The 18,469-nt window shown below is 53.8% G+C and carries 16 protein-coding genes; 14 read left to right on the top strand and 2 right to left on the bottom strand.

The genetic code is table 11. The features are described 5' to 3' along the window. The first annotated feature begins 32 nt into the window (after positions 1 to 32). The 14 genes from GC101_RS12240 (at position 33) to GC101_RS12175 (ending at position 16,262) form a co-directional block, all read left to right on the top strand. Positions 33 to 371 carry a hypothetical protein gene (locus tag GC101_RS12240; RefSeq protein ID WP_171717501.1) on the top strand — a complete coding sequence of 113 codons (339 nt, stop codon included), beginning with the start codon at positions 33 to 35 and terminating at the stop codon, positions 369 to 371. A 128-nt stretch (positions 372 to 499) separates the two neighbouring features. Beyond that, a complete protein-coding gene (locus GC101_RS12235; protein ID WP_171717500.1) occupies positions 500 to 754 on the top strand; it encodes a hypothetical protein in 255 nt (84 codons plus the stop codon). Beyond that, positions 751 to 927 carry a hypothetical protein gene (locus GC101_RS12230; protein WP_156118540.1) on the top strand — a complete coding sequence of 59 codons (177 nt, stop codon included), beginning with the start codon at positions 751 to 753 and terminating at the stop codon, positions 925 to 927. The genes GC101_RS12235 and GC101_RS12230 overlap by 4 nt, the downstream gene beginning before the upstream one ends. Next, positions 914 to 1,288, top strand: a complete 375-nt coding sequence (locus tag GC101_RS12225; RefSeq protein WP_171717499.1) for a hypothetical protein — start codon at positions 914 to 916, stop codon at positions 1,286 to 1,288. Before GC101_RS12230 ends, GC101_RS12225 begins: the two co-directional genes overlap by 14 nt. Before the next feature lie 174 nt (positions 1,289 to 1,462). Next, positions 1,463 to 2,440, top strand: a complete 978-nt coding sequence (gene msrA, locus GC101_RS12220; protein WP_281365850.1) for a peptide-methionine (S)-S-oxide reductase MsrA — start codon at positions 1,463 to 1,465, stop codon at positions 2,438 to 2,440. 340 nt (positions 2,441 to 2,780) lie between these two features. Continuing rightward, the gene (hutH, locus tag GC101_RS12215; RefSeq protein ID WP_171717498.1) at positions 2,781 to 4,325 is read left to right on the top strand and encodes a histidine ammonia-lyase; all 1,545 of its coding nucleotides are present in this window, start codon (positions 2,781 to 2,783) and stop codon (positions 4,323 to 4,325) included. 517 nt (positions 4,326 to 4,842) lie between these two features. Then, a complete protein-coding gene (gene hutU, locus GC101_RS12210) occupies positions 4,843 to 6,522 on the top strand; it encodes a urocanate hydratase (protein ID WP_425497145.1) in 1,680 nt (559 codons plus the stop codon). Beyond that, positions 6,522 to 7,796 carry an imidazolonepropionase gene (gene hutI / locus GC101_RS12205; RefSeq protein ID WP_171717496.1) on the top strand — a complete coding sequence of 425 codons (1,275 nt, stop codon included), beginning with the start codon at positions 6,522 to 6,524 and terminating at the stop codon, positions 7,794 to 7,796. The genes hutU and hutI overlap by 1 nt, the downstream gene beginning before the upstream one ends. Then, on the top strand, positions 7,796 to 9,208 hold the full coding sequence (locus GC101_RS12200; protein ID WP_171717495.1) for a Zn-dependent hydrolase: 1,413 nt from the start codon (positions 7,796 to 7,798) through the stop codon (positions 9,206 to 9,208). The genes hutI and GC101_RS12200 overlap by 1 nt, the downstream gene beginning before the upstream one ends. Positions 9,209 to 9,220: 12 nt before the next feature. Further along, entirely contained in the window at positions 9,221 to 10,543 is a 1,323-nt protein-coding gene (locus tag GC101_RS12195) for an amidohydrolase family protein (RefSeq protein ID WP_171717494.1), read from the top strand. Between the two features lie 285 nt (positions 10,544 to 10,828). Beyond that, positions 10,829 to 11,563, top strand: coding sequence for a ZIP family metal transporter (locus tag GC101_RS12190; protein ID WP_081969841.1), 735 nt, complete (start codon positions 10,829 to 10,831; stop codon positions 11,561 to 11,563). Between the two features lie 51 nt (positions 11,564 to 11,614). Further along, positions 11,615 to 13,075 carry an O-antigen ligase family protein gene (locus tag GC101_RS12185; RefSeq protein ID WP_171717493.1) on the top strand — a complete coding sequence of 487 codons (1,461 nt, stop codon included), beginning with the start codon at positions 11,615 to 11,617 and terminating at the stop codon, positions 13,073 to 13,075. 239 nt (positions 13,076 to 13,314) lie between these two features. Beyond that, complete coding sequence (locus tag GC101_RS12180; RefSeq protein ID WP_171717492.1) at positions 13,315 to 15,801, top strand: S-layer homology domain-containing protein; 2,487 nt, start codon at positions 13,315 to 13,317, stop codon at positions 15,799 to 15,801. A gap of 167 nt (positions 15,802 to 15,968) precedes the next feature. After that, the gene (locus GC101_RS12175; RefSeq protein ID WP_171717491.1) at positions 15,969 to 16,262 is read left to right on the top strand and encodes a hypothetical protein; all 294 of its coding nucleotides are present in this window, start codon (positions 15,969 to 15,971) and stop codon (positions 16,260 to 16,262) included. A gap of 119 nt (positions 16,263 to 16,381) precedes the next feature. Here the strand turns inward: GC101_RS12175 and GC101_RS12170 are convergent, their stop codons facing one another. Together GC101_RS12170 and GC101_RS12165 are read right to left on the bottom strand one after the other, a co-directional pair. Next, a complete protein-coding gene (locus tag GC101_RS12170) occupies positions 16,382 to 17,290 on the bottom strand; it encodes an aldo/keto reductase (RefSeq protein WP_171717490.1) in 909 nt (302 codons plus the stop codon). Between the two features lie 157 nt (positions 17,291 to 17,447). Continuing rightward, entirely contained in the window at positions 17,448 to 18,437 is a 990-nt protein-coding gene (locus tag GC101_RS12165) for an aldo/keto reductase (protein ID WP_039302057.1), read from the bottom strand. Positions 18,438 to 18,469: the final 32 nt, after the last annotated feature.

The following is an 18,469-nucleotide window of genomic DNA, read 5'->3' as shown; positions in this document are numbered from 1 at the left end:
ATAGGTAACAGACTCATCATATTGCATCAACTATGGCAGGTTTAGAAAGCTATAATCTGTTTAAAAGCAAAGCGCCGGATGAACAAGCGGAAGCACCAGAGAAGCCGAAAAATGCATTGTTAAAATCGCTGGACAGTTTCAAAGAGATTGGGACGGGTTTCATGGATACGTTAAGAATCCGTGCGGATAAAGCCACAGATTCCCCTATTATTCGCTTTTTCAAAACCTTGCCAGGTCGGGCAAGGTTTTTTTTGTTATGGATACTCACTGAAGAGACAATTTCATTGTTCGGACATCTATCCGCACACCCACCCGCCCCCGCTCTAACAATATACTGCTGCACCCAATCAGAAATGCTTTTGAAAGAGTAGATTACTATGAGGGTGTTGTGATTGGAGCGGTAGCAATGGCTGGTGGCGAAAAAGTGGACAGGGGGTAAGGGCGCATTCATTTCTGATGACAGAATCTAGATTACATTATAGGAACGGGGGGACTACCCATGGATTTCAGTGCATTGACTGGCCTTTTTGTGAATAACAATGGTTCGGTCGTGCTAAATGTCCTGTTATCTACTGCATTAATCTGGAGTATTAAGCAAATTGCGAACAAAGAGAAAGTGATTCAGAATTACCAGAAACGTGATGAAGAGAACGAAAAGCAGTTGAATGAATATAACCGTACGCTCGTCAAGCTGCTAATCGAGAGAGGCACTGCGGATAAGAAACCTAAAGATGAGGAGGTCGTCAACAAGTGAAGCTCCTCGATATATTCAGAAAACACGAGATGAAGCCCAGCCGGGTCAAGCATGAAATAGATACCTTGGGCGAAATTCAGGAAGCGTATGAATCCAATGATCTGGAGAGACTCATTGATCTGCACCGTACCGGCTTAGGTAGAAGGGGAGATGATCTGCATGGAAATTGTTGACTTGACACTGATCACACTGGAAACGATAGCCTTTATTGCTTTTACTGCTTATGTTATCCGTTACCGCAGGTATTTTATGGGACGAGGCCCCTTGCGGACGTATAATTTGTATCTCCGGAGTGTATGGGTTACCTACGGGGCTGTAGCACTGCTATGTCTCAATCTGTTGTGGGGGCGGCTGAACATCATTCTCGGATATAATACGGACGGCAGCCTATCGGGCATCATGAGGGAGTATGTTCTGATTCTGACCCTCGTAATGCTCGTATTCGCAGGCTGGATGCATAAGGAGCTATGGGATTCCAACCGGCGTGAAGAAAAGACCCGGGCCCGTTCAAACCAATCAAACAGACTCAAATAGGCCTAAATAAGCCCAGAGAGACACTGATTCACATCATAGCTATTCTGGTGCTGGACGAGCTGACCAACGGACGGGATCTCCCGGGGAAGTATGGAGCACTCACAGTGTATTCTGCTCTCGTGAACAAGGGTATTCATATATAATAGGGGAAAAGAGTACAAGGAGGCGGTCTGTTTGACTACTAACAATACACTCCAGGTGGCCACCTTCGCCGGCGGCTGCTTCTGGTGTATGGTCAAGCCGTTCGACGAGCTGCCGGGTATAGTCTCGGTGGTATCCGGTTACACGGGAGGACATACGGAGAATCCTACCTACGAGGCATTAGGAAGAGAAGCTACAGGGCATAGGGAGGCGGTGCAGATCACCTTTGACCCGGAACGTTTCCCTTATGAACGTCTGCTGGACATTTATTGGCAGCTGATTGACCCGACAGACGGCGGCGGGCAATTCATGGACCGGGGGCGTGCTTACGAGGCGGCGATTTTTGTACACAGCGAAGAGCAGAGGCAGAAGGCGGAGCTGTCGAAGGCGGCGCTTCAGGCCAGCAAGCGGTTCAAAGCACCGATTGTGACGGAAATTCTGCCGGCAGCAGCCTTCTATCCGGCGGAAGCGGAGCATCAGCATTATTATAGAACCCATCCGCTGGACTATAAGCTGTACCAGAAGGGTTCAGGCCGTGATGATTTCACGGAGCTGCACTGGAACAGCCGCGAAGACAAGAAGCAGCTGCTGAAGCAGCTGACAGAGCTGCAATATGAGGTCACCCAGAAGAAGGCTATGGAGCCGCCGTATCAGAACGAGTATTGGAACCACTTCGGGGAAGGGATCTACGCCGATATGATCAGCGGTGATCCGTTATTCAGCTCCACGGACAAATTCCATGCCGGAACCGGCTGGCCCGGATTCACTAAGCCCGTGGAAGAGGGGCTGATCCGCCGAGAAGCGGATTACGGCAGCGGTGAAGTGCGGACGGTGCTGCGCAGCAGGCTGAGCGGGGCTTATCTGGGGGATTTATCCTACGATGGCCCGGAGCCGGCGAAGCTGCATTACCGGGTGAATTCCGCCGCACTGCGTTTTATTCCGAAGAATGAGCTTGCGGAGAAAGGGCTTGGGCGGTATTTAGAGCAGTTTGAGCGGGAGAGCCAAGGTTAACTCCGGATGAAGGCTGACTTCAGGACGGAATATCATATGTATTAGGGCAGGCTTCCGGATCTGGGGGACTGCCCTAACTTGTTTTTAATGAGGATTATTCATGATTAGCGAGTGTAAGGCATATTATATAACGTCAAGAAAAGAGGAGATCTCCGGTATGGTAGAAGCATCGGCTTCAGTACGGGGGAAGATGTCCGGAAGCGTGGAGCATGAAGCGGTAGGATTTGGATTCAATCATATCTAGGGATTATTAGCCGTAATTTAGCGATTAGTGATATAGAAGCCGGTACCTCTATTAGGGTATGGGCTTTTTCTATTACCCGGGAAGTAGGTGAGGCATATGCCCAACATAGACAATCAAACCGTCATGATCCGCGGCAATACATTAACCATTGAGGAAGTTGTCAAGGTGGCCCGGTATTATCGGATGGTGGACCTGAGCGAGGAGAGCTGCCGCAAGGTGGACCGTACCCGCCAATATGTAGAGAAGCTCCTGCTGGAGAAAAGGGTGGTGTACGGCCTCACGACCGGCTTCGGCAAATTCAGTGATACGTACATCTCGCCGGAGGATACGAAGCAGCTGCAGCTTAATCTGATCCGCAGCCACTGCTGCGGAATTGGCGAGCCGTTCCCGGAGGAGGTTGTGCGCGCAATATTGCTGCTGCGGATAAACGCCTTATCCCTTGGTTATTCCGGCATCCGTCTGGAGGTGATCCGGCTGATGGTGGAGATGCTTAACCGGGGCGTAGTTCCGGTGATTCCGGAAAAAGGCTCCCTGGGCGCAAGCGGTGACCTTGCCCCTTTGTCGCATATGGTACTGGTTCTGATCGGCGAAGGTGAAGCCTATTATCAGAGTATACGGATGCCTGGTGCTCAGGCGCTGGCCAAGGCGGGCCTTACGCCAATTGTCCTTGCGGCCAAGGAGGGGCTGGCCCTGATCAACGGAACACAGGTGATGACCGCTGTCGGCACGCTGGCCTGCCGGGATGCGCTGAATCTGGCCAACTGGGCCGACTGCACGACCGCGCTCAGCTGTGAGGCGCTGCGGGCGGTCCGGGATGCGTTCGACCCGTCAACGCATGCGGTTCGTCCGCATCAAGGCCAGCGCCAGGCGGCCGATAATATCCGCAATCTGACAGCCGGCAGTAAGCTGATGACTAATCAGGGGGAAGTGCGGGTGCAGGATGCCTATTCGCTGCGCTGCGCGCCGCAGGTCCACGGCGCAAGCCGTGATGCGCTGGCTTACATCGCAGAGAAGCTGGAGATTGAGATCAACTCGGCCACGGACAATCCGCTGATCTTCGCGGATGAAGACAAGGTGATCTCGGGCGGGAACTTCCACGGGCAGCCGGTTGCGCTGCCGATGGATCATCTGTCCATCAGCGCGGCGGAGCTGGCGGATATTGCCGAGCGGCGGATCGAGCGGCTGGTCAATCCGCAGCTGAACGAGGGACTGCCCCCGTTCCTGACGAAGAACGGCGGGCTGCAGTCCGGGTTCATGATCGCCCAGTATGCGGCGGCATCCGTGGTGTCCGAGAATAAATCACTGGCTCATCCGGCCAGTGTGGATTCGATCCCCTCCTCCGGCAATCAGGAGGATCATGTAAGCATGGGCACGATCGGCGCCCGGAAGGCGAAGCAGATCGTCGACAATGCCTATGCGGTGCTGGCGATCGAGCTGCTCTGCGGGGCGCAGGCTGCCGATTTTCGGGGGCCGCAGCTGCTCGGGGCGGGCACGAAATGGCTGTATGACCGCTGCCGGGAGCTGGTCCCGTTCGTAGAAGGGGACCGGGTGCTGTCCGGTGATTTCGCCACCATCGCCGAGTGGATGAAGGAAGCGGATGTGCTGGAGGAACTGTTCGCGCTGGTTCCGTTTCATTCCTGATCAAGGGCAAGCAGAAACATTCGATTCCGCTAACCGGTTAGTTACTGGAGGACGGGGTCCGGCCGATCAAGCCTTTTGGCGAGTTTTATACGAGGCAATGGGGCGGTCATGTAACAGTTTGCTTGGAGTTCACGTCTGGAAGCCGGCTGAGAACTTTAGTTCAGCTGCTGTAGGCATAATTGTTGTAATTTTTGCAACTTTGATACCTGGATACCCGGGTGTTCAGGGGGATTGTTGTATGGAATACAACAATTCTTCCGCTAAGCCGGCTGGAAGAGGCGGAATGCTGTATTTTCTACAACAATTTCCGGTTACAGCCGATTTGATGAAGGGAATGTTGTATTTTGTGCAGGATTGTTAATCAAAATTGTAATTTGCTCTCTTGCGGGATAACGCTGCATTCAACTACGTATGAAAGTTTGCCGCTGGAAGGGGAGTTATCTGCAGCTTAAGCAGTCACAGGATTCCCGGCATGATCAGCATGTTCAATGGAGGAAGGGGAGTTAAGAATATGAATATGGATATGGATGAACCAAGAGTCTGCCGCGCGCCAAGAGGCAGTGTGCTGAACACCAAGGGCTGGGTGCAGGAAGCGGCGCTGCGTATGCTGATGAACAATCTCGACCCTGAGGTGGCGGAGCACCCGGAGCAATTGGTTGTCTATGGCGGGATCGGCAAGGCCGCGCGCAACTGGGAGAGCTATGATGCTATTGTGCGCTCCCTTAAGATGCTCGAGGACAACGAAACTCTGCTGATACAGTCCGGCAAGCCGGTTGCCGTCTTTCGCACCCATCGTGATGCCCCGCGCGTGCTGCTGGCCAATTCCAATCTGGTGCCGGCCTGGGCCAACTGGAGTACCTTCCATGAGCTGGACCAGAAAGGGCTGATGATGTACGGGCAGATGACGGCGGGTAGCTGGATTTATATCGGTACGCAGGGGATTGTGCAGGGGACCTATGAGACGTTCGCGGAGTGTGCGAGGCAGCATTTCGGCGGTTCGCTGCAGGGGACGATCACACTTAGCGCAGGGCTCGGCGGCATGGGAGGCGCGCAGCCGCTGGCCGTCACCATGAACGGCGGGGTATTCATCGGCATCGATGTGGACCGGACGCGGATTGAGAAAAGAATCCAGTCCCGCTACTGCGATGTGCTGGCCGAAACGCTGGATGAGGCGCTGTCGCTGGCTGAAGCAGCCCGGGACAGCGGGCGGGCGCTTTCGGTGGGCCTGCTCGGCAATGCGGCAGAGGTACTGCCGGTGATGATATCCCGGGGTTTCGTCCCGGATATTCTGACCGACCAGACCTCGGCCCATGATCCGCTGAACGGCTATGTGCCGGAAGGCTTCACGGTGGATACGGCTAAGGAGCTAAGAATTGAGGACCCGCAGGGATATATACAATTGGCGCGAAAGAGTATCGCCCGCCACGTCGAAGCGATGCTGGAGCTTAAGCGGAGGGGGGCGGTTACCTTCGATTACGGCAATAATATCCGCCAGGTCGCCTATGATGAAGGCGTGAAGCAGGCTTTTGACTTCCCGGGCTTCATCCCGGCCTATATCCGCCCGCAATTCTGCGAAGGCAAAGGACCGTTCCGCTGGGTCGCCCTGTCGGGCGATCCTGAAGATATCTATAAGACGGATGCGGCTATTCTGAAGGCATTCCCGGATAACGAAGGGCTGCAGCGCTGGATTACTCTGGCGCAGGAGAAGATCTCCTTCCAGGGGCTGCCTGCACGGATTTGCTGGCTCGGCTACGGTGAACGGGCGAAGTTCGGGCGGATTATCAATGATATGGTAGCAGCCGGAGAGCTGTCTGCGCCGATTGTTATCGGCAGGGATCATCTCGACGCAGGCTCTGTCGCTTCCCCCAACCGGGAGACGGAAGCGATGCGTGACGGCAGTGATGCGGTATCGGATTGGCCGCTGCTGAATGCGCTGGTCAATACCGCTGCAGGCGCCAGCTGGGTATCGCTGCACCACGGCGGAGGCGTCGGCATGGGCTATTCGCAGCATGCCGGAATGGTCGTAGTGGCGGATGGAACGAAGGAAGCGGAAGCACGGCTTGAACGGGTGCTGACCTCAGATCCGGGGATGGGCGTAGTCCGCCATGCGGATGCGGGTTATCCCCTGGCGGTGGAGACAGCCAAGGCTCAAGGCATTGTGATGCCTATGCTGATTGACCCGAAAGGAGTCAAGTGATGATCTATATTCAGAACGCCACCCAAGTCGCGACGCTTGGCGGTGCCAGCAATAAGCCGAAGACGGGCAAGGAGATGGAGGAGCTTGGGCTAATCGGGCACGGGGGGATCGTGATCGAAGACGGTATCTTCACCTTCGTCGGCAGTGATGAGGATGCGCGCAGCTATGTGGAGCAGCATGCCGGAGATAAGCAGGTGATGGTGTTCTCAGCGGAAGGGAAGACCGTTACGCCGGGGCTGGTCGATCCCCATACCCATGCCGTTTTTGCCGGCTCCCGGGAGTTTGAGCTGAATCTGCGGCTGCAGGGCGCTAAATATATGGACATTCTAAATGCCGGAGGTGGAATTCTGTATTCCACCGAACGGACCCGGGAAGCTACGGAGGAGCAGCTGATCGCCGAAACCGTGAAGCGGCTGGACCGTTTCCTGGCGCATGGGGTAACCACCATTGAAGCCAAGAGCGGCTACGGATTGCGGCTGGAGGATGAGCTGAAGCAGCTGCGGGCGGCCCGGAGGCTGGATGCTTCCCATCCGGTAGATGTGGTGTCCACATTCATGGGCGCCCATGCCGTGCCGGTGGAATATCGCGGCGATGCGGATGGATATGTCCGCAGTGTGATTGAAGAGATGATTCCGGCTGTGGCCCGGGAGGGGCTGGCGGAGTTCTGTGATGTGTTCTGCGAAGAGGGAGTATTCACGGTGGAACAGTCCAGGGACATTCTGGAGGCAGGCCGGAGCTGGGGGCTGAAGCCCAAGCTCCATGCCGATGAGATTGTATCCTGCGGAGGAGCGGAGCTGGCCGCCGAGCTGGGGGCAGTGACAGCTGATCATCTGCTGCATGCTTCCGAAGCTGGCATACAGGCGATGGCGGAGAGCGGAGTAATCGCCGTATTGCTTCCTGGTACAGCCTTTTTCCTGATGGCGAAGCCTGCGGATGCGCGGGCGATGATCAATGCCGGTGTGCCTGTTGCGCTGTCGACTGACCGCAATCCAGGCTCCTCCCCGACGGAATCGCTGCCGTTTATTATGAATCTGGCCTGCCTGACGATGGGCATGACTCCGGCGGAGGTGCTGACGGCCTGTACAATCAACGCGGCACATGCGATCTGCCGTGCAGATGTGATCGGCAGCATTGAGGTTGGCAAACAGGCAGATCTGGTAATGTTCGATGCGCCGAATGTTCTCTACCTCCAGTACCATTATGCAGTGAATCTGGTGGATACCGTGTTCAAGAAGGGTGAGGCAGTCATTCAGAACGGACGGAGGGTATGGTGATGAGAGCCTTGCGGATTAATGCGGAACGTCTGCAGAATAACATCCGGGAGCTGGCCAGGTTCGGCCAGAATGAGCAGACCGGAGGGCTGGACCGGACGACCTTCACTGAGGCTGAACTGGCTGCCCGGCAGTGGCTCAAGAGTAAGCTGCTGGATCTGCAGCTTAGGGTCAGGGTAGATGAAGCTGCGAATATCTGGGCCACCCGGAGGGGAGCGGGACAGTGGACTGTTTCCGGAGACTCGGAAGTTATGGAGTGTCCAGAGGTTTCGGAAGACTTAGAGGTTTCAGGAGTTCCGGATGGGCAGAGGATTTCAGATCAGTCAGGAAATTTAGCCGCCGCGAGCAGCTTTGGTGCTTCCGGCAGAGCACGGGAGAGCCTTCCCGTGATCGCATTCGGTTCCCATATCGATACGGTTCCAAACGGCGGGAAATATGACGGTGCGCTTGGGGTTCTGCTGGCTCTGGAGGTCATGAATGTACTGGAAGAGAACAAGATCAGCACCCGGCATCCGCTGGAGCTGGTCTCCTTCAGCGCGGAAGAACCCAATCCGTTCGGACTATCCACGTTCGGCAGCCGGGCGGTCGCGGGCAAGCTCAGCCGGGGTGATCTTGCAGGAGTGCGCAATGATCAGGGGCAGCTGCTGACGGAGGCGCTGCGGCGGGCAGGCGGCGATCCTGAGCATTTCGAACAATGCCGGAGGGACCCCGAGGCGCTTGCGGCTTTTCTCGAAGTCCATATTGAGCAAGGTAAGCGGCTGCTGGACCGGGGTATTCCAGTGGGAATCGTCACCGCTATCACGGGAATTTACCGCGAGGAGATTACCGTCACGGGAGAAGCGAATCATGCCGGCACCACCTTAATGCAGGACCGGAAGGATGCACTGATGGGCGCTTCCGAGATGATGCTGGCGTTCGAAGCGGTCTGCCGGAAGCATCAGGCGGATGAAGCCGTAGGCACGATCGGGCGGATCAGCAATGAACCGAATGCCGCCAATATTATTCCGGAGAAGGTACTCTTCCACCTGGAGGCCAGGGGAGCGGACCGCCAGCACGTTCAGGAGATGATAGAGGACTGGAGCCAGCAGGCTGAGGGGATTGCCCGAAGCAGAGGCCTCCGGCTGGAGCGGCGGCTGATTCTGGATCAGGCGCCGCAGCCAATGGATGCACGGGTCATTGATGTGAGTGCTGCACAGGCAGAGGCGCTGGGGATTCCAGTTCTGCAGCTGGGCAGCATGGCTGGTCATGATGCCACGCATATGGCTTCGCTGACCCGCGCGGGAATGCTCTTCGTACCGAGCCTGGGCGGCAAAAGCCATTGCCCGGAGGAAGAGAGCCGGATAGCGGATATTGAGAAGGCGGGCAATGTCCTGCTGCAGTCTATTCTGGCACTCGATGAGCAACTAAGCCGTTAGGAGGACCAAACCATGCGCGAAATATATTCAGCAGATGTTCTGTACACGCAGGACGAATTCAAGAAGAATGGCGCTCTGCTGGTGGAGAACGGGATAATTACGGATGTGGGAGAACGTGAAGAGCTGAGGGATCGCTATCCCGATGCCAGGCACATCCACTGGGAGGGCAGAGCTATCGTCCCCGGTACTATTAATTCACATAATCACTCCTTCCAGAGCCTGCTGCGCGGGATCGCGATTGATAAGCCGTTTCTGGATTGGCGGGATCAGGCCCTGTACAAGTACACATCCCTTCTCGATGAAGAGGCCATCTATACCGGCGCGCTGCTTGCCTTCGGAGAGATGCTGCGCTACGGAATCACGACCGTCTGTGATTTCTTCTATGTGCATAACGGCGGAACTGTCTACGATGAAGCTGTGATCCGGGCCGCGGGTGATCTGGGGATCCGGCTTGTATTTGCCCGCACGATGTATGACTGGACCGGGGCACCACTTGCTTACCGGGAGAAGGTTCCGGAGGCTGTAGAGCGGACGCGGTCATTAGCCAAGAAGTATCAGGGCAATCCCATGGTTACGGTACATCCGGCTCCGCATAGCCCGCATGCGGCTTCACCGGAGATGATTAGGGCCGGGCATAAGCTGGCTATGGAGCTGGATACGCCTTTTCATATCCATGTGGCGGAAGAAATGTTCGAGGTAGAAGAGATCCAGCGTGACTATGGCCTGCGGCCTGTGCATTATCTGGATTCCCTGGGCGTTCTCGACGAGCGGATGATTGCGGTTCATCTGGTCTGGCTGGAGGATTCCGAGATTGAACTGATTGGCGCAAGACGCGGGTCGCTGGCATACTGTCCGTCCAGTAATATGTTTCTGGCTGACGGGGTGACCCGCATTCCAGACCTGCTGAAGGCAGGCGTCAGAGTGACACTCGGGACTGACGGAGGCTGCAGCAATAACCGGATCAGCGTGTATGAGGAGATGCGCATGTGTGCGCTTTTGCAGAAGGTCAGCCGGCTGGACGGTACCTGCATCACTGCCGGACAGGTGTACCGGATGGGCACCCGGAGTGCCGGTGAGATTCTGCAGCTGCCGGTGGGCTCGCTCGAAACCGGGCAGCACGCCGACTTCGCGGTGCTCGACCTTCAGGATCTGTCGCTGGCTCCGAAGCGGGAATTGTTCGCGAACATGGTCTATGCCATGCAGCCGGGAGCGATCCGGACAGTAGTCGTGGGCGGGAAGGTGGTTTTTGAACAAGGAAAAATCAAGGCAGTATCCGAGGAGGCCATCGGCGGGCGGGTAGACCGGTTGTTTGAGAAGTGGGCGAAGCTGGAGTAATTCACGTCATTCATCACCATCAGATTCTAATGTATTTCATACAATTGATTGCTGGAGTCCGGCTCCATAACACCCTTTCTACTGGAATCTGCTGTACAGAGTACAATAGATTCAATTTTTCAAGCATATCTAGGGCTGATCTGTTGTACAAAATGCAATTGAACTCTGGCTGGGCGCCACCGGTTCAATCTGTATGGGAAGAAAATAATGGAAGCCTGGTTATATTTAAGGCTGCCGGAAGCATAAGCTTGTCTATAAGTCCTGTCCACAAAAGGGGTTGAAGACTTGGCGAGTGCGTTTCTAGGCAGCTTTTTATCTGCAATGGCTACGGTTCTTGGCGTGATTCCCATCCTGTTCGTGAAGCGGCTGTCTGAGCTGTGGAAAGATGTGCTGGTGGCCTTTACCGCCGGTATTATGGTGTCCGCGACCACCTTCGGACTGATGCCGCAGGCGATCAAAGAGTCGGGAATCATCGCTCTTACTCTGGGTCTGATTACCGGGGTGCTTCTGCTTGATCTGATCGAGAGCCATATTCCGCATATTGATGTGGAGAACAAGCCCGGTCTCAGCAATCTGGATTCCAAAGCGCTGCTCGTGATGATCGCGCTGTTCATTCATAATATTCCCGAGGGGCTGAGTACCGGCTTCAGCTATGCCAGTGAGCAGGCGAGCCTGGGGCCCATGGTAGCTATTGCGATCGGTGCCCAGAATATGCCCGAAGGCCTGATCCTGGCAATATTTCTGATGAATGCCCGTGCGACCCGGCGCAAGGCATTGACTATTGCTGCCCTGACCGGCCTGATGGAGATGGTATCGGCGGTCATCGGATATTTTACAGCCAGCTATGTGCAGAATGTGGTCGGTTACGGGCTGGCCTTCGCGGCCGGAGCGATGCTCTTCATTGTCTATAAGGAGCTGATCCCGGAGAGCCACGGCCACGGTTATGAGCGGCCTTCAACCTATTCGTTTATATTCGGCCTGCTGGCGATGGTGTATATTACAACGTTTTTTGGCGGATGAAGAATCTGCATAGAGGTTTTTCCGCAAAGTCTGTCGAAAAAGTCTATTACTATGGCGAAAATAAAATCTTTGGCAGCAATGCCTTACTATGTTGTACTGATCTATATGATTGCGGGGTTGCTTGGAGCGGGTTATTTTCATACCCGGTCCTTTTTGGTGTTGGATGTTCTGCTCTATGCTGCTGCGTTTAGCTGTATTCTACACTCCGGCAGGATAATGCTGCTGCCTGTGCACGTTCTTCTGCTGGTATTCACGGCGATGTATTGGATCTCTGCGGTATGGGCGGTTGATCTTGAACAGGCAGTGCTGGAGGCGGCCAAAATATCGCCGCTGCTCCCCTTGTCTTTGCTGTTTGCCACATTGTCACCGGAGCAGCGGGACCGGGTATGGTCGGCATGGGCATGGTGCGGTGCAGCACTGACCCTATGGGGACTTGTCTTTGGCTTGTTCAGGGAGGGAAGACTGGAATCGACGCTTGGGTATGCGAATAGCTATGCTGTGATAGCAGCTGCAGCCATAGCGGCCGGCTGGCGTGCTTATCAGCTATCGGGATATAAACGTTACTGGCTGGCCTGCGTTGTCTCCTCTGGGGGGCTGCTGCTCTCCGGTTCCAGGGCTGTGATCATTCTGGCTGTCATTGGGGCGGTGCTTTATGTAGGGATTACAGGGCAGAACAAGAAGATTGCAATAATGGGTGCTCTGACAGCGGCAGTCTTGTTGGTTGGTGGCATTGCCCTAATCGTGTGGGTCGGTGGGGCAGCTTATCGGGAGATTGCCTGGAATGCGCCTGAGTTCACGCTGCGCCGGATCTATTGGAATGATGCGCTGCAATTATGGCGGAAGCATTGGCTGCTTGGTGTAGGAGGGGGCGGCTGGGCCGTGCTGTACCCTTCCGTATTTGTGAAGTACGCACATCAGCAGTATTTGCAGGTGGCTTTGGATACCGGCATACTGGGGGGCTTAACCTTCATTGCAATGATTACCAGTTCGCTTTGGGCAAGTTTGCGCAGAGGGCACACAGGACGGAGCGCACTGCTGGCAATAATCTTGTTTGGAATCCATATAGCCTTTGATATCGAATTGGCTTATCCGCTGATCTTCGGGCTATTCATTCTGCTCCTTACCGGAGCAGAGGCTGACGGGTTCTCTGCCAGACCAGTCTGCATCTCCCGCAGGACGGGTGCAGCTGCAGCACTGCCGGTGGTCTGCGCTATATTAGCTTTTACATGGCTGACCCTGGGTTATAACCGGCTTGCCGGAGGAGAATCGCAGATGCTCAGGAAGGACTGGCATAAGGCGGAGGAATCCTTGCTGGGAGCAGAAAAAATGCTGCCATGGTCTCATGAGGCGCATTACCGGCTGGCAGCCCTGTATTCAACAATAGCGCAAGATAAGGGAGATCCAATGTACATGGACAAGGCCGTACAGGAGATGCATATTGCTTCAGATATGATCCCGGAGAACAGAAATTACAAAGCAATGTTGAAGCAGGCAGAGAAACAGCAAGAATGACAGTTTATATATTAAAAATCACATTGTAATATTCTGGAGTTCCTCGTATAGTAGTGAAGGATTTTCGAAATTCGAATCCTACATATTCACCGGGGGGAATTTTTCTGCACAACATTTTACGTAAAATTAGCGCTTCGCTTGCAGTTCTTATGCTGCTGGCACTAAGCGCGCCTGTACTGACCTATGCGGCCAGTATACTGAAAGTTTATTACAATGCCTCCACAGGAGAGATTTCAGGAGTGATTTACTCTGATCAGTCGGATATTTCACTGAGTCTGGATAACACCGATGGAAGTAAGGTTCAAGTCCCTGGATCAGTCATTGGTGAGGTCTACCATTCTAACAGCGCTCATGTATACTGGGCCAAGGTGAATGGAAATATTGCCACCGGGCTGATTCCCGGCAGTGCAATTGTAGAATCGGGCGATACCAGACAGTTTAACGCAAGTGTATCGGGGGTTGTGTATTCTTTTGATAACAAGGTCACTACTCCAAAAATCGAGAATCATTTTTACAGGTTTGAAAATGGTGCAACAACGGTCGCTCCTTTTTGGGATATGGAGAGCGAATTCGGTGTTTCGTATTACAATATTTATAACAATAATCAGCTTATAGCACCGGTATGGAATAGTAACTACTATGAATTTTACAATCTTCCATACTCCTCTTTTCAGAAATTCGAATTAAGTGCTGTGGATTTGCTGGGTCATGAGTCGGAACGCTACAGATACGAAGATATGTATGCACCGGCACTGCTTGAGGAGGCAGAAGTTCTGTTCAGCGGCAAAAAGAAAGGTTCAGCACTGATGCCGAAAGACGGATTGTTCGCATTCAAAGCAAGCGCACAGCATTTGGAGAATGATCCAGGATTTGAATTCCACATTTTTTTCCCAGGAGCGATGTCTGCTGACTATACTAATGTTCCTTATTTATTTGATGAATCAGAAATGGATGCCTCTGATTTTGAACTAGTAGATGAGATTGGGCGAAGCTATCCCATTGATCATTATTATTATTACAGTGCATCTTTTGGTTTTGGATTTAACGGTACGCTTAACACTGACAGCAAGTATATTTTGAGGCTTTCATCGACCGCGTCAGGCAAAGAGATTCATTTGCCTGACACCAATTCAAGATATGCTAAACTCTATTTTTATTTAGACAGCTATTATAATGTAACTCCTTATAAGTTCTCGTATTCTCCGCATGAAATACCAATCGGTACTTTCCCGGACAAGCCAACAGGGTTCGCAGCAACACCAGGGAACGGGACGTTGAATCTGACCTGGAACAGTAACACAGAAGCCGATCTGGATGGATATCTTGTATGGCTTGACGGTCAATTGCTGACGAACTCGCCCATTCATCAAACGAATTATCTGATTCAGGGATTACAAAACGGTAAAAATTATCATGTGAACGTTGCAGCCGTAAATAAAGACGGAGGCCGTTCCTATCAAGCCTATCTTTTCCCGGCTCCGCAGAGTGTGGGAAGCGGTACGGTTGGCGGTGGAAGTAACACTGGTGGTGGAGGCAGTGGCGGCGGTGGCGGTGGTATCGCCAGCCCGGCTACTACCGGGGCCGCTTCAACTCCAGCAGCTCCTGTAATCACCGTTGTTGACACAGCAGGTGTTGCGAAGCCGCTGGGCACGGTGTTGAACAGTGAGAATGGCAAGACTACAGTTTCCGTAGCCAGTGACATTAAGCAGCTGTTGCTGCCGGCTGGCTTGGTGCCAATTGATAAAAATAACGCTCTGGCCGTTGTCAAAGATGACTTGTCCATTCAAATTCCGGGTGGAGTACTGGACCAGCTGAAAGGCCTGGTTCCGGCAGAGGCATGGAAGGATGCTAAGGTCTCTGTTGAATTTTCTCCACTGACCAGTGAGGAAATTGCCAAGAAGACGGACGCCATTACCGCAAAATCGGCAAATACGATAATTACTTCCGCAGGTGCTGCGTTTGAAATAAGATTATCGCTGATTACAGCGGACGGGAAAGTAACCGGTTTGTCCAAGCTTGACCTTCCGGTTACGCTGAAGCTGAAGGTTAATGCAGGTTTGGACGGCAATCTGACCGGGATTTATTACTTGGGCGACCCAGGAGACCTGCAATACATGCCTGGACATTTAGATAATGGCTTCTGGATTGCAGAAACCAGTCATTTCAGCCAATATGCCGTACTGCAATACAGCAAAATGTTCAGAGATATTTCAGCGTCTCATTGGGCAGCTGCGGCAATACAGTCTATGGTTGCGAAGCAAGTGGTCACAGGAACAAGTGATCTGGACTTCTCTCCGAATCAGAATGTAACACGTGCTGAATTTGCAGCATTTATTGCCCGGAGCCTAGGTCTGAAATCAGGGAGTGCGGGCAGCTTCACCGATGTGACTTCAACCAAATGGTATGCCGGCGAGATCGCCGCTGCCGCAGAGGCCGGCATTGTGACCGGTACTTCCGGATCAAGCTTCGCACCGGATCAGCCGATTACACGGCAAGAGATGGTAGCGATGCTGATGAAGGCTTATGTATATAAGAATAAGACACCGCTAAATGCGGGAGAGCCGGAGATTAAATTTACCGACTATAGTTCCATCGCTGCCTGGGCGCGGCCGTATGCCAGCGCTGCCCAGAAGCTTGGGCTGATCCTGGGACAAGGCGGCAACAAATTTAATCCGCTGCAGAAGGCTACGCGTGCTGAAGCGGTACAATTGATCTCCAAACTATAGTTTTATTGATTCTCAATATTCAGACCGCCTGTGGTGCAGACACCAGGCGGTTTTTTGTATTGAAATGGAAGCGAGGCACGATTTGCGTCTGCTTCCCAAAGCGGCTATACTGGCTGTTATCCCAGCGATTCATAGAGCGCTAGCTTGAAGATGGAAGGTGTGATTTGATGGACAGACTAACCTGGGAAGCTTTGCTGACATTTGTACTTCTGGTTATTGGTTTCATAAGCTTGTATGCTGCCATTCACAAACGGACGAACTTTGCCCGTTACAGTATGACGGTTCTGCTGATTGCCAGCGGGGCGCCGCTCGCGGTGATGCTGGTGCTGGAGAGCAGAAGAGACGCGCTCGATGCGAATATTGGGCTGGGTATGGCCTTTTTGCTGACATGGCTCATTACTGCCCTGGTATTTGCCGCTTCGGTGATTATATGGATCGTTAAGAAGAGAAAGCACGGTTAACCGGATTTATCGCTGTAATTCAAACTTGTTCCCCGGAGGTATGAAAAAGAAGCTGTCCAATGACTGCAGATTTCCTGCAGCTTCAAAGGCAGCTACTTTGGCTTTGGAATCATTCAACTCTACAAGTGCACTGTATACCGTCCTGCCTTGCTCACCTTACGGACAGCCTCTAGCTCAAGGGCAGAGAGCGGCGGTGAGGTAGCGGATGCAATATTCTGCCGCAGCTGCGCAAGGCTGCTCGCCCCCGGAATAATCGCGGCAATGGCAGGATCAGCCAGCGGATATTGCAGCGCTGTCTGCGTCAAGGTGCGGGTGAGGGTAGTCTGCTGCATCAGCTGGCCGTGCAGCTCTGACAGCTCCGCAGCAGTATAGTCCAGATATGCCCGCTCCGCCTTGCTGCGGCCATGTTCTGTCAGGATACCGCTGGCCAGCGGTCCCCGCGCAATCAGGCTGATACCCTCCCGGGCCAGCAGCGGAAGGATGCTCTCCTCCGGGCGTCTGTCGAGGATGCTGTACTGGCTCATCACACTGACTATGCCCGAGCGCTGCACATATTCCCGGATGACATTCGGCCGGATGGAGGAAATCCCGTAATGACGGATTACTCCTTCCTGCTTCAGCTCTTCAAAAGCTTCGATAGTCTCGTCAATCTCATCTTCCAGCGTTCCCCCGTGCAGCTGATACAGATCGATATAATCGGTCTGCAGCCTGCGCAGACTCTCTTTCACCGCCGAGCGGATATAGCTTTTGGAAGCATCCCAGCTCCAGCCCTCTTGGCCGGGTATTCTGCGGTTGCCCACTTTGGTGGCCAGAATTATATCTGCACGGCGGTGCCGGATCGCCTGGCCGACGATTTCCTCATTGCGGCCTTCATCGTAGAGATCGGCGGTATCCAGGAAATTGATTCCGTGATCAAGCGCTTCGTGAATAATAGCAGCGGCCTTCACCTCATCCGTCCCCAGCGTCATACAGCCGAGGCCCATGGCGCTTACATATAAATCAGATTGTCCCAAACGGTTAGTGTTCATCTGACCTGACGTCCTTTCGTTACTGTAATTGTGTGTCTATTATATCATCCTGATACGCCAAAACGGCAATCCCGCCGCCGCTGGCTGTCAGCCGGGCGGGCAGGATTGCCGTTATAAGTAATCGTAAATGTTGTCTTTCAGCCTTCCAGACGCCGGATTATCCGCGCAGAATGTTCTCGATCTGCTCCAGCTCTTCTGCGCTGAGTTCAGGCGCATTCAGGGAAGCTACAGCATCTTCGATCTGGCTGACTTTGCTCGCGCCGATCAGGGCGGAGGTCACTTTGCCGCCGCGGAGTACCCAGGATAAGGCGAGCTGGGACATCTTCTGTCCGCGGGCAGCGGCAATATCGTTCAGCTTGCTTACCTTGGCGATCACCTCGGCCGTGATTTCCTTCTCGGAGAGGAACACGCTTGGTCCGGCTGCGCGGGAATCCGCGGTAATGCCTTTCAGGTAACGGTCGGTCAGGATACCCTTTTGCAGCGGAGAGAAGGCGATAGTGCCGATGCCTTCTTCAGCGAGCACATCCTGCAGCCCGTCTTCGATCCAGCGTGACATCATCGAATAGTTCGGCTGATGAATCAGGCAGGGAGTGCCGAGACGGCGGAGAATCTGCGCGGCTTCACGCGCTTCTTCAGGCTTGTAGTTCGAAATACCGACATACAGCGCTTTACCCTGGCGTACTAGCAGATCCAGTGCAGACATGGTTTCTTCGAGCGGTGTATTCGGATCCGGACGGTGGTGATAGTAGATATCCACATAATCCAGGCCCAGCCGCTTCAGACTCTGATCCAGACTGGATACGAGATTCTTCTTGGAGCCCCATTCGCCGTATGGGCCGGGCCACATATAGTAGCCGGCTTTGCTGGAGATGATCAGCTCATCGCGGTATGCGGCGAGATCCTTCTTCAGAATCTGTCCGAAGCTCTCTTCGGCGGAGCCTGCGGGCGGACCGTAGTTATTGGCGAGATCGAAGTGGGTAATCCCCAGGTCAAAAGCGCGGCGGACCATAGCCCGGCCGTTCTCGAACACATCGTTGCCGCCGAAATTATGCCAGAGTCCAAGCGAAATCGCCGGGAGCAGCAGGCCGCTGCGGCCGGTGCGGTTATATTTCATAGTGTCATAGCGTTCAGGACTTGCGATATACATATTTTACCTCCTACAATTTGTTGGTTAGTGTG

It is taken from the genome of Paenibacillus phytohabitans (genome assembly GCF_013141775.1).
GTDB lineage: Bacteria > Bacillota > Bacilli > Paenibacillales > Paenibacillaceae > Paenibacillus_AQ > Paenibacillus_AQ phytohabitans.
This window is presented reverse-complemented; position numbering and strand designations above follow the sequence as displayed.